At 54.7% G+C, this 14,038-nt stretch carries 5 protein-coding genes; all 5 read right to left on the bottom strand.

Translation table 11 applies throughout. The annotated features are described in order from the left end of the window. Positions 1–3,188 (bottom strand): non-ribosomal peptide synthetase (locus D328_RS0124415; protein WP_018887680.1); only part of this gene is annotated, 3,188 nt, incomplete at its 3' end. Beyond that, a complete protein-coding gene (locus D328_RS30475) occupies positions 3,181–9,582 on the bottom strand; it encodes a non-ribosomal peptide synthetase (protein WP_018887681.1) in 6,402 nt (2,133 codons plus the stop codon). The genes D328_RS0124415 and D328_RS30475, both read right to left, overlap by 8 nt. 18 nt (positions 9,583–9,600) lie before the next feature. Beyond that, entirely contained in the window at positions 9,601–10,836 is a 1,236-nt protein-coding gene (gene fabD / locus D328_RS29725) for an ACP S-malonyltransferase (protein WP_018887682.1), read from the bottom strand. 38 nt (positions 10,837–10,874) lie between these two features. Further along, complete coding sequence (locus D328_RS0124430; protein WP_018887683.1) at positions 10,875–12,590, bottom strand: condensation domain-containing protein; 1,716 nt, start codon at positions 12,588–12,590, stop codon at positions 10,875–10,877. Positions 12,591–12,606: 16 nt separating this feature from the next. Then, positions 12,607–14,019 (bottom strand): condensation domain-containing protein, encoded by a 1,413-nt coding sequence (locus D328_RS0124435; RefSeq protein ID WP_018887684.1) that lies wholly within the window; start codon positions 14,017–14,019, stop codon positions 12,607–12,609. Positions 14,020–14,038 lie beyond the last annotated feature (19 nt).

The following is a 14,038-nucleotide window of genomic DNA, read 5'->3' on the forward strand; positions in this document are numbered from 1 at the left end:
CAGAACGCATAGTCCTTGTACTGGATGGGCAGCGCAGCCAGCGTCTCTTCGCGGTAGAACGCCAGCAAATCCTGAATCAGGATCCCGATGGACACCCCGTCGTAGATAATATGATGGATGTCGTATACCAGCAGATGGCGATCCTCTGCCTGCCGGATCAGGGTCAGGCGCAGCAGGGGAGCGCAGCCCAGATCAAATGGTCGCACAAACGAGGCCAGCAGCGACGCCAGCGATGTATCCCTCGCCTCCTGGAAGGTCAGCGGACTGGCGACATGCTCATGGACCTGCTGCACCGGATGCCCATCCCGGAAGGCAAAGGATGTCCGCAAAGCCTCATGCCGCGCCAGCAAGGCACGGACTGCCCGCGCAAAACGCTCGGGGTCCAGCGGCCCCTCCAGCACGGCCAGGTGCGGCAAATTGTATTTAATCGTCGGGCCCTCCAGCTGCTCCACCAGGTACAGCCGTCGCTGCGAGGAAGACAGGGGATAATCCTCCTGCTTCGGAGCATGTCCGATAGGTTGAGAAGCACTTGGCCCATAATTGTCAATCCACGCCGCTAGCTCACTTAAGACGGGATAGATGAATATATCTTTAATCGTTACGTCTCTCTCAAATTCCTGATACAGCAAATAGACCAGCTTCGTGGCCGTGAAGGAACTGCCTCCACACTTCAGAAAATGGTCGTCCTTTCCCACCTGCGGAAGATCTAGCAGACGGCACCAGATGTGTGCAAGTCTTTGCTCGGTATTCGTAAGATGCGTACTCTGCAAGTCGTTGTTATCGCTGCATGTGTCCCCTGTGTTCTTACTATGCTCATACTTTCCGGACTTATAGTCCAGCTGTCTAGGAGGATCAGGAAGAGCCTTCATGTTGATTTTTCCATTCGGTAGAAGAGGAAAAGCCTCTAGCACCATCATCCGATCTGGCAGCATATACTCCGGCAACCTCTCCTCCAGATAGTCGCGCAGTGTATCAGTCGATAGCGTTTGATGACATACGATATATGCACACAGCATCGGCGCAGTTGCAGCGTTTTTTCGGACGGTCACTATGGCCTGTTTGACATCTGGATGATGCAGCAAGCATGTTTTGATCTCGTCTAGCTCAATGCGATAGCCGCGAATTTTGACCTGTTGGTCTACACGCCCGAGATATTCAACATTCCCATTCTCATCCCATCTGGCATAATCTCCCGTACGAAACATAATCGAGCCTGGCACAAACGGGTTAGCCACAAACCTGGCAGCTGTCAGCTCTGGGCGGCGGTGGTATCCATCACATACCCCTTCTCCTGCAATATATAGTTCGCCTCGAACACCCGGTGGCTGTAATTGCAGCCTGTCACTTAGGATATAGACACGCGTGTTGTGAGACGGTTTGCCTACAGGGACTCGATCAGTATGGGTACTATAAGGAATTGTATAGTGCAATGTATCATCCGAGCATTCGCTTTGGCCGTACGCGTTAATTAATTCAATGCGATACTCCCTGTAAAAGCGGTTAACCAATTCGGGATGGACCCTTTCCCCGGTAATCAGCAGTTTTTTGAGATGAGAGAGTCTGGCCTTGGCAGCACCCATATCAACCATATCAAGATAGGCTTCCAGCGCAGACGGGACGATCTCCATCAACGTTATGCCATCATGATCGACCTGGCGGAAGAATGCCGGACCGTCTTTAATAATCTGGTCGCTGTAAATCACAAGCTCTGCTCCCGTCAGCAGCGGTGCATGTATAATCCATATCGAGGCAACAAAGCTTAAATTGATGTTGTGGCTAATTCGATCCTGTTCGTTCATATCCAGCAGGGATACTTTCGTCAGTACATGATTGATAATCCCGTGATGAGAGAGCTGCACTCCTTTGGGAGCGCCTTCTGAGCCAGAGGTATAAATCATATAAGCTGGACTTGCCTGCTCTGTGGTGAAGGGAAGCATTGCATCGCTGTATGCAGAAATTCCTAACACCTCATACGCAGCCGTCTGAGTGTGCAGCTTGGGCAGCAGACGCATCACAGCCTCGTCACGGGCAGCATGGATCAGCATACGAGCCCCGCTATCCTCAAGCATATACAACACCCGCTCTGACGGATAAAAGCGATCAACAGGAAGGCACACTGCTCCTGTCTTGAGTATGGCAAGCACAACAATGACCGTATCCACGGAACGAGGCATCATGACCGCTACTACATCCCCAGCTCGGATCCCCTCCTCCTTCAGCCATCTTGCACAGCGGTTAGAAAGAACATCAAGCTCTTGGTAGGATAATTGCTTATGCTCATCCATGACGGCAGGCTGGTCAGGCGACGTTCTTGCTTGCTGTACAAACAGCTCCTGTAGTGTCCGATCAGCAGGATAGTCACAATACGTGCTGTTAAATTCGTTCAAAAGCATGTGCTCCGTCACTAAGGAGAATAGCGGGACTTCATTCAGCGGCAAATGCAGGCTATCGTGAACATGTTGCAGCAAATAGCGCAAATGATCGGTTAATTGCTCCACCGTGCTTGTTTTATAACGAGTGATATTGTAATGAATCTCACAGGCTAAACCTGCTCCACAGGTTCTCCAACAGAAGCCCAGGTCAAAAAATGAATATAAATCAGCAAGGACTGGCAATGCCTTATTAGATCGGTCATGCGCCTGTTCCTCGATTGTATCCAAATGGAGTTCCAGCATAGCATCCAGCAGCGGAGCTCGCATGGGCTCGACGGACTTCCCTCGCGCTGCCAATGAACGGAGTCCTGCCTCAAAATGCAGCAATGACTGCCGTTCTGACGATTGCAGTATCTGTTCAACAAAGCGCAGAAAGTCAACAAGCGACCATTGATCATCATGCTGAAGCTGCACAATACAGCAATCCTCTGTCTGTTGCTTCTCCCGCTTCTCACGCAATGTACAGCCAAGCAAGAGCTGCTCCGATTGTCCGTAACGATGAATCAAATAGTAGACCTGTGAAGCAAGCAATGCGGCGAGAGAAATATGCTCTTGCTCGCATACACTTCTAAGCCGGCTTATATCAGCAGGAGTCAAGTCAAGGTGACTTACCTCGTATTGTGCTGCGCCCTTATTGTGATAATCAAAAGGAACTCCTGCGAACTCAGGGGAATTCGCAACAATGCTGCTCCAGTATGCGATTCCCGGTTCAGCTATATCACCAGCAGTCAACCCCCTCATGACCTCATTACTCATACGCTACCTCCGTTTTGGAAATGAGATTGGCTGGTCGTGGTAAGGTGCCAGGCTGGGTCGGCTGATGAGGAGGTATGAGCGAAGCAGCCTCAGTAAAGAGGCCCTTCTCAATCAGATCCACTACAGAAGTCAGTAGCCGGACGTATCCCGAAAACAGCCGCTTCATCCCTTCTGCCTCCAGCCGTCTGGAATTGTAGCTCAGCTTCAGGAGCAGCGCTTCCTTCGCGTCTGCCGCTGTTCCCGTCCGCTCCCAGGTGCACGTCAGGATCAGATCATACCCTTGCTCCATCCGCCCCGGACCGCCGGCGCCGCTGCGGAACAAACCACGCACGCCTCCCGCACGTATAGGCTCCCGCTGCAGCCGGATCACCTGCTCCGGCGACAGTCGATGACCTTGCTCCCAGGCCGTCTGCACCTCCAGCAGGCGGCTCCGTAGATCATCGGCATCCTGCACCTGCTGGCTCCACCCCTCCACCGTGACCAGCGTGACCTGTCGTTCCCCGTCCAGGGTAGCGCTGAGCCCCATGGGCCTCTCGCTGCCCAGTTCGGCCAGCAGCACCAGATACAGCCCCAGCAGCAGCCGCTCCACGGATTGCTGGCACTGCCGGGCCGCTGCCTGCAAGGAGGCCGCCGATTCCGCTCCCAGCTGGTACCGTAGCCCTGCCGTTGGCTGTACTGCCGCGCCTTGTGTCCGGCTATAGCCGACGGGCAACCTCAATAAGGGCAAATGCGCCTCCCGTTCACGCGCTCGCTCCGCTTGCTCTCGTACCCGCTGGGCAATCCGTGCCACCGTCGCATAGCCGAACAGCTCCGTCAGACCGATCGCCCCGGGGTAACGCGCCTCCAGCTCCCGGTGCAGCCGCACCAGCAGCAGCGACGTACCGCCCTGCTCGAAGAACGGTGTATCCAGATCAATGGACTCCCGCTGCAGGACTTGGCTCCACAGCCTCGCCAGCTCGCTCTCCAGTGCATCACCTGTGATCCGTCCGGCTCCGCTTCCCAGCAGACGCGAACGCTCTGGCTGCGGCAGCGATTGCCGATCCAGCTTGCCTCCCGGCGTACGCGGCAGCTCCTCCAGCTGCACGTAGCTGCCCGGGATCATGTACCCCGGCAGCTCCTCCGCCAGATGGACACGCAGCTCCGTGGCCGTCAACGGGCGATTGGCGCGCACATAGGCACACAGCTGCGATCCGCCTGGGCCATCCCAGCGGCGGACGGCAGCTTCCTGCACGGCTGGATGAGTATGCAGCCGCGCTTCAATCTCGCCCGGCTCCACCCGGTAGCCGTTGAGCTTGAGCTGTTCATCGAGCCGTCCCATGTACTCCAGCACGCCCTCTGCCCGCCAGCGTACGCGGTCTCCTGTGCGATACAGCCGCGTCCCTGGAAGTATCAAGGTACGATGTGCACGATCTGTCTCCCTATCCCGAGCCCGGAGCGCAGATCGGAACCGCTCGGCACTCAGCTCTTCTTGACCAAGGTAGCCCCGCGCTACCCCCGGTCCGCCCAGCCACAGCTCACCCATGCAGCCTATGGGCAACGGCTCGCCGAAGGGACCCAGCACATACGCCTCGGTCTGCCCGAACGGACGGCCAATCGGGACCGGCCCGTCTTCCGGCTCCTGGGCCAGCGACTGCACCAGCGACCAGACCGTCGTCTCCGTCGGTCCGTACAGGTTGAACAGCTCCCCTGTATAGCTGCGGCGTACTTGCTTCAGCAGCTCCGGCGCTAACGCTTCTCCGCCGACCAGCAGCGTGCGCAGCGAAGACGGCAACTTCCCCTCTCCCGCCTCCAGCAGCAGCCGCAGTCGCGAAGGAGTCACCTGCAGCAGGTCTGCCTGCTGACTGTCCAGCAGCCTGAGCAGCCGCTGCGGTTCCTGCTGCGCCCGCTCGTCGGCCAGCACGACCGTCATGCCATACGCCAGTGGAGCCAGGCTCTCCAATACAAAGATGTCAAAGGATACCGTCGTCACGGACAGCAGGCGACGTCCGGGTGCAAACCCGAGCTTCTGCGGCAGCTGCTCCAGCAGATGTGCCACAGCCCCTTGCTCAATCATGACGCCCTTGGGCTGTCCCGTGGAGCCAGAGGTATAGATGACATACGCCAGAGCATCTGCCTGCCCGGGCTCCGCGAATGGCTCCGGCGACGCCTGCACCCAGCTATGGTGGCGGGGAGCCTGGTCCTCCGAGACGTGCTCCCTCAACCTTGACATCCCCTCACGGCTCGGGACAGACTCGACTCCCAAGCCCGCAGGCGACGCGGTATCCCCCTCCGTAAGCCCGGTCTCTAGGGGTGCTGTCATGGCAGCTTCACCTTCGGCGGCTCCCAGCAGCCTCCCCCGCTCATCCAGCCGCAGGACGGCTCCCGTATAGCCTATGCCCGGGGCGGGTGGCTCTGCACATAACAACAGCCGCACCCCACTATGCTGCAGCATGTGCGTCAAGCGCTCCGGCGGGTAGGCCGGGTCCAGCGGCACATAGGCCGCCCCGGCCCTCCAGCTGGCCAGCATCGCCACCAGCAGCGCACCTGTACGGGGCAGCAGCAGACCGATCCGTTCGTCGGGCTGGAGCCCACGTGAGCGCAACTCCTGCGCCAGACGCGCAGACCGCACCTCCAGCTCCCGACTGCTCATCTGCTCGTCTCCCCAGATCAGTGCGGGCGCATCCCCGTGACGATGCAGCGCATCGACAATCAGACGCGTTGCGGTTGTACTGGCGCAGGGGAGCACAGACGAGGCTCCCGCTTCCGTCGCAAAGGCCTTCAGCTGCCGCTCCTCCCCAGCCGTCAGCATCCCCAGCTGCGACAGCGCACAATCCGCTGACGCAACAATGCTCTTCAGCAGCTCCTGCCAGTGTCCGGCCAGACGCTCCATCGTATCCGCCCGGTACCGCTCGTCCGCATAGACCAGGCTGCACTCCAGCCCCTCGCCGCTCTCCAATACATCCAGCGTTAGATCGTATGCCGCTGTATTCAGCTGCTCCTCGCTTTCCTTCAGGCGCAGTCCGGTCTGCGCAGGCAGTGCCTCAGGACGTGGATGAAGCGCGAACAAGATGTTGAACAGCGGATGGCTCCCGGTATCCCGCGGCACCTGCAGGCGCTCCACCAGATCCTCAAACGGATAGTCCTGATGCTCATACGCCCTGAGTGCTGTCTGGCGTACCTCCGCCAGCAGAGTGCGAAAGCTCGCCTGGCCGTCGACCTTCAGCCGCAGCGCCAGCACGTTAATGAATACGCCGATCAGCTTCTCCATATCCGGGTGCTGTCGTCCCGACACAGGAGTACCGAGCACCAGCTCCGTCTGGCCCGTGTAGCGCGATACCAGTACGCCAAAGCCCGCCAGCAGCGTCATGTACAGCGTCGCTCCTGCTTCAGCCGCCACCTCTCGCAGCCGGCGGGTGGTGGACGCATCCACCCCGAAGCGCACCGTGCCCGCCGTATAGCGCCGCGGCCCCTGCCAAGCGACATCGGCCGCGATCCGGGTCTGCGGCAGCTCGCCGGACAATTGCTCCATCCAGTACGTCTCGTGTGCCCGCATCTCGCCGCTGCGCAGTCGCTCCTGCTGCCAGAACGCATAGTCCTTGTACTGGATGGGCAGCGCAGCCAGCGTCTCTTCGCGGTAGAACGCCAGCAAATCCTGAATCAGGATCCCGATGGACACTCCGTCGTAGATAATATGATGAATGTCGTATACCAGCAGATGGCGATCCTCTGCCTGCCGGATCAGGGTCAGGCGCAGAAGGGGAGCGCAGCCCAGATCAAATGGTCGCACAAACGAGGCCAGCAGCGACGCCAGCGATATATCGCTGGCCTCCTGGAAGGTCAGCGGACTGGCGACATGCTCATGGACCCGCTGCACCGGATGCCCGTCCCGGAAGGCAAAGGATGTCCGCAAAGCCTCATGCCGCGCCAGCAAAGCACGGACTGCCCGCGCAAAACGCTCGGGGTCCAGCGGCCCCTCCAGCACGGCCAGGTGCGGCAAATTGTATTTGATCGTCGGGCCCTCCAGCTGCTCCACCAGGTACAGCCGTCGCTGCGAGGAGGACAGGGGATAATCCCCCTGCTTCGGGGCATGCTCTATGGAGCGATGGATGATGGCAGCAGGTGACACCATCTTTGCTCTAACTAGGGTGGCGAGTGACTCGATCGTCGGTTGCTGGAGAATATCTGCTACGTTCAAGGTGGTTCCTAGCTCTTCATTCAGTGTATTGACAATGCGCAAGGCCAGAATGGAATCCCCTCCCAGGCTGTAATAATTGTCATGAATGCCAAGCTTGTCGTATCCGAGCAAGCGCCCCCATACCTCCGCAATACACAACTCCTCCGACAATATAGGCCGATCCCTGCGTGAGCCTGTCAGTTCCACGGAACGAAATGCTCTCTTGCTCTTCTCTACAGTAGCTAGCGCTTGCTCCGGCAGGTTCTCTCTTGCCAGTTCCTTCTCTATCAAATCTGCGCTTCCCCTTAATCCGCTGTCTACCCCTACGTTATCCAGCGCTAGCCAGCAACGTGTAGGGGCAAACGGATATGTGGGCAGACTGATCTTTCTTCTGCCTTGTCCTTCATAAAGCAACTTCCAGTCGATGGTCTTCCCCTCGATATAGCGCTCTCCAAGTTCCGTCAGGTCGTCTTCCAGCACATTAGCGCTTCCTATCTCTTCTATTCCTGCATATATCCAGCCCTTAGCAGGATCTGACTTTCTAATACCTTCAAGCTGTGAAGACGTTGCAATAGGCTCATTACCACCATGTCGACTAGTGATGAATATGCCTTCTGAAGGAAGGGAGACCGGATGCATCCAGTCAATAAGCTGTAGCTTAGTCCTTAGTTCACTGCAACTAGTAAAAAGGACAGCTACTCTCCAGCTGTAATGATTTCTGCCGGTGTTAGCGGTATAACACAGATCATCTGCGTCAATCTCCTCATCCTCTGTCAGCAAGCTGATATAGCGTTCTGTCAGTGTACGCAAAGCCTCTGGAGTGCGCGCTGATAGTCCAACAATTCGCTTCTTCTCAGTATCATAACAAGGAAGAACATCCTGCTCAGGCGCCTCCTCCAGCACAACATGCACATTCGTACCACTAAGTCCTAAAGAGGTCACCCCGCATCTGCGAGGTCCTGCACCAGCTTCCCAAGCACTGAGATGGCGATTGACGAAGACCGGGGAGGATTCAAAATCTATATTCTTATTCGGTAGCTCAACATGCAGACTCGCCGGAATCTCATGATGCTTCAAAGACAAAATACACTTGAGCATTCCGGCCAGGCCTGCCGCCGTATCGAGATGGCCCATATTGCTCTTGACCGAGCCTACGGCGCAGAATTGTTTTCTGGCTGTATAGGAGCGAAATGCGCGTGTGATCCCTTCAATTTCAATAGGATCTCCCAGCAGGGTTCCGGTACCGTGAGCTTCAATATAGCTAATGGTCTCAGGATGAACCCCAGCCTGCTCCCATGCTTTTCGAATGACCTTCTCCTGGGCAAGTGGATTGGGAGCGGCCAAGCTGGCAGACCGTCCATCATTGTTCACTGCACTGCCTTTGATTACAGCATGAATGAGATCATTGTCATCCAGTGCAGCGCCTAGCGGCTTAAGCAATAAGGCGATAGATCCTTCTCCTCCACCGGAACCGTCCGTACTATTATCGAATACTTTCGCACGTCCAGTGGACGATACGATGCCAATATCGGCGCCCTCTACATCCTCATGTGGCAGTAGACTGAGGCGGATTCCACCTACCAGTGCCATATCGCACTCCCTGCCGCGTAAGGCCTGACAAGCCAGATGTACTGCTACTAACGATGAAGAGCAAGCAGTATTCACGGTCATATTAGGTCCTTGCAAATCCAGTGTGTGAGCAATAAGGCTACCTAAGAGAGACGGGAGGTTGCCTGCCAGCGAGTCAGCCAGCGATGTCGGGTCCGTATCTGCAATCATCCTTCTATACTCCAGCCTAGGATTAAAGCCTGCAAATACACCAGTGCTGCAGGTGCGAATCCGATCTCCTCCGTAACCCGCATCCTCAATGGCTTCCCATGCGGTCTCCAGAAATATACGATGGTGGGGATCCATCAGCGCAGCAAGGCGAGGCGATAATTGAAAAAAGGAAAAATCAAAAGTGTCAATACGATGAAGGTAGGCAGCTGGAGGATAGTTCGGTTTCTTACCTTTATCATGGTACAAGCCTGTATAGGACTCGATATCTCCTCTTCGGGAAGCTGGAAGCTCGCCAATGAGATCAAGCCCGCTGCGCAGATTGCTCCAGAACTCCTTGACACTCTTGGCCTGCGGCAATCTCGCTGCCATGCCTATGATAGCAATATCGTTCTCATTGATTTCTTCTATTACCGGACCACCTGTCGTTGGCTGTGCATACGCATTTCTCTGAATCGGCTTCAACCCTGTCGCCTCCTTCATTCATGCAAGGGGATGAAGAATATCCTGCCAGATTGATGCTTGCTCTTCCCTCGGCACTTTTTTGGTCGCTAGCACAGACTCCAGCATGCGCCGCGCCTGCTGTACTTGCTGTTCGTTTGCCTCGCCTCCACTGTCCTTCAGATGGAAGAACAGCTCCTTTACCTCGCGGTAAGGCCTGACAACTCCTTCCTGATACTCCGATTCCGACCAGTTGCGGTTGCGTGTGCTGACCGCAGCAGCAATGCACTTCTGAATCATCATATTGCCTGAGGCCATCGTAGAACGTTGTTCATCACGATCGCGTGCCCCCTTCAAGAAGATTGCCCTGTCCTCTTCCTGATCCCAGGCATAAGCGGTCATGCCCGGGTAATTTTGTACCGCCAGATTTCGCAAAATATGACGCGGTCCGATCTCAAGCACAGTATCGATGCCGGCATGATGCAGCGTGCTCATTGCTATATTCCAGAGCACAGGCAGCTTGATTTGCGATGCTAGCAAATCCTTCATTTGCTCTATATCCTCCGGATAAGGCAATCCAGTCACGTTCGAAATCACTGGCCACTGTGGCAACGTCAGCGAGACCTCATCCAGAACACTGCGGAAGCTCAGTGCAGCCGCATCCATAAGCTTGCTATGAAAAGGTGCCTGAATCGCCATTGGAATAGCCGTAGCTCCTTGCCGTTCCAGCTGTGCCACCGTCGCTGACACTCCTTCTCTGGTCCCAGAGATGACGTGCTGCTCTGAAGAATTGTAGTTAGCTACGACAACGTATCCTTGTTGCTTTGATATATCACGACACGCGGCTTCCACCAGCGCTTGCTCCAATCCACGAATCACATACATGCTTCCCTGAGCGTGCTCGGCTGCTTCCTGCATCACATGTCCCCTATGCTGCACCAGCTTTAGCCCGTCGCGGAACGTCATTGCTCCCGCAGCTGTCAACGCTGCATATTCGCCAAGACTGTGGCCAGCTACGTATGCGGGGTCATCCTGGGCAAGCTCCTGAAATGCTATGAACATACCCATACACACTGTATAAAGCGCAGGCTGCGCGAAGCGAGTCTGTGACAGCCGTCCGTCAGGGTCCTCAAAGCACAGCTTCTTGACATCCCAGCCAAGTATCCCCTCCGCTTCAGCAAACAATGATCGAACTGCCGGGACGCGATCATATTCCCGCTGTGCCATACCCTTGTACTGAGAGCCTTGTCCTGAGAAAAGTAAAGCGATTTGATCCATATCACCGCACTCCTCTTCATTTTATTTCCCTATGTTTATTAACGCGCATTCCTCAGCACCTGCTCCAATTCCATGATTGCTTGCTGGAACCAAGCCTGCACCTGGTGCTTGTGCAATCTTGCGCTGTTAAAGCGCAGAGACAGCCTTACCTGACGGTGCTGTACCCGTATACCAAGCAATAAATCAAATTGGTCGAGCCACTCCTGCCGTACAGAATGACGATCAGCATCATATACGAGCGGATATACCTCCCGCTTCGACTTAGTGCGCTGCAAAGAAGACCATTCTTCCAGACTGAAGGAGTGTATCGGGTCATCTCCATGCTTGTATTCATCATTTTGATCAGCAGGATATCCGTAGCATAACTCGCATATTTGTCGGATTAATACCTGCAAGGGCGTCTGCAACCGCTTCCGTTCGGTGGTGACGACTCGTAGCTGATCAATATGCTCCTCTACTCTGAGCAGCAGCTGAATAGCTGCTGTATCTTTCTGGCTAAGTGAAGCCAGCCGTTCAATGATGGCTACTGCAACTATGCCTGCCGAATGGTTATGCATCATTAAAGCATATTGCTCTAATTGCCCAGCTATTGAAGCAGGTAAACTATACGATAGGTTGGCAAGCTGATACCTTCCAGGTCTATTGTCAATGAAGAACTGATCAGGAATAGTCAGCGGCTCTGGCCCTGCAGCCGGCTTGTTGGCGTGTGTAGGCAAGCCGGCTTCTTCCAGATTCACGCCTACTCTGCTACGAATAAGTGCGGACAGCTTCTCAATGGTCGGATGGGCAAATACCTCAGCAGCATTCAGCGATTGGGGATAAAGCCGATTCATCTCCGCAACCAGCTTCAGCATTTGAATGGAATTACCGCCCATGTCCAAAAAGCTCTGCTGACGCGAAATCGGACGCTGTGAAGACAGCTTGCTCCAGATGGCGATCATCTGTTGTTCTATAACATCTGTGACCTCTGATAGCGCCGATGTACTGCCCTCCACTTCTTCCTTTACGCCTGCTAGATCCTCCATTGGGGTCAGCGGGAACGCATCTGCCCCGCTCACTTTCTCGGCAGGATTATACAACAGGTAGTTCAGCATATTTATATAGCCGTTCAAGAAGAGCAGTGCGGTATCTTCGTTCATATATCCTGTGTGATATAAAGCTGTAAGCTTGGCCTTGGGACCATCATTGTTACAGATGATCGTCATATCGTTGTCAGCAGAATGTACGATGTCTGCAATATCCTCAAATGAGTGCATCCCTTCCAGCATCAGAAGCATTTTTGTAAGTGGTCCGAAGCGCTCAGCAGCAAAGTTCAGCTCCCCGATATATTGGAGTGGATATAGCTGATAGTTATAGCCATCAATTAACGTCTCCCTCGTACTAAGCAGCAGTTCCCGAACCGTCATCTGCGGCTCTACATGCACCAGTAAGGGAATAGTACGATTTGTGCGTGAATGTCCATAGGTTGGTGAGCTGACGATAATATCCGGTAGCGCAGTATACTTAAATAACGCAAGCACCAGACCGGAAAGCAGTAATGAATACAAGCCTGCCTCATGCCCTTTACTGACTTGTCTTAATTTGACGGTTAGCTGTTCGTTCAGCTCCACTCTTAACAAACCGCATACATCATATTGAACCGGTCTTTCATGGCCCGGAGGCACGCCCTGGGACGGTAGTCCGGCAAAGCGCTTTTCCCAGTAAGCACGTGCTTCTTGCACCGTATTTTCGTATTGCTCCGATATGTGGGACACGCGACTTCACCTTCTTTTACAATTCGAAATCGAACTCCAGCTTCTTCTCCAACCCCATCCGCTCCAGACCCTCCTGTGCATGTACAAGCTCAGATGCCCATTCTATAGTAGACAGGCACTGATTCATACGGCTCACCATAGCATTCAGAATAAGCTCGAAATGCCTCCCCAGCCGAGCTATCACCTCTTCGTCATATAAGCCTTCGTCATACTGTAAGGTAAACAGATTATGGAAAAGCGGCATGACGCCCAGCACCAGAGCGAATTCTGTATTTTCCTGCATCTCATAATCCTGAATAATCAGTCTATCCTTATCACCTGCTGCCCCTTGCTTCCACCGATCGGCTGGCAGCGGATAATTCTCAACCACCACAACCGAATTGAACAGAGACGCCTCGTCATTCAGTTCACTTGCTTGCCTAATCTTCATCGGGTCGGCAGCCTCATAACGAAGGCAGGACCTCCAATTGGTTGTCACCTGCTCCACAATATCTCTCAGCGTGCTCTCTTGATCCAGCTGCACCCGCAATGGAAGAGTATGGATACACAAGCCTACCAGTTGCTCAATCCGAGGCAGATTCATATCCCGTCCAGATGAGGTAGCCCCGAAGACGAGGTCTTCATGCCCTGTGTATTTATACAACAGGACAGCCCAAGCGCTATAAGCCAGCACCGCCAGCGTCGTCTGCTCCATGATTAGCAGACTCTGCAAAGCCTCCTGTAGCTGCCTAGATAAAGAAAACGAATAGCTTCGAGCTCGTGCTTGCCCACTGCGCAGCCTGTTCGAAGCAGGTAATGGAGTCGGCTTGGCAAAGCCTTGCAGGTAACTGCTCCAATAGCTCACATGCTCTACCGTGTCCTGACTGCTGCACCACTCGATATAACTCTTGTAGCTGCTCGCCACAGCTGTCTCCACTCCGTCTCCATTGCAGATTTGCTCATAGCTATTCAGCAATTCCTCCAGCAACAGTGCGTTGCTCCAGCCGTCATACAGTATGTGATGCCAACTGATGACCAGCATATGCTCATTCTTGGCTCTCGCAGAGAGCAGAAAACGGACCGGACTAACAGCTAGCTGAATACCTGATAGCTCTTCTCGCTTCAAGACATCCAGCGTGACTTCATCAGTCCCTGCTGATGTGGAATATGAAAATGTCGGCTCCTTACCGCGAAGAACAATCTGTACAGGACTGGACAGTCCCTGCCAGCGAAACACCGTCCGCAGCATATCATGCCGATATGCCATAGCAGAGATCGCCTGCCTGAACAGCTCTGGACGAATGTCCCCTTTCAGACTCAACGCAAGCTGTGCACAGTAAGCATAGCTATCCGGCTGAGCAATAGCGTAGTACAGCATTCCCCGCTGCACGGGGCTCAAGCTCAGCAAATCCTCCACATCCCGGCTGTCTATCCGCAACGCTTCCTCCAATTCGTCTGACCTCCCTTGA

The organism is Paenibacillus massiliensis 2301065 = DSM 16942, from assembly GCF_000377505.1.
In the GTDB taxonomy this organism is placed as follows: Bacteria; Bacillota; Bacilli; order Paenibacillales; family Paenibacillaceae; genus Paenibacillus; species Paenibacillus massiliensis.

Excerpts from the sequence above, each read along its gene's own strand:
- fabD (WP_018887682.1), bottom strand. The coding sequence starts at position 10,836 with ATGGATCAAATCGCTTTACTTTTCTCAGGACAAGGCTCTCAGTACAAG.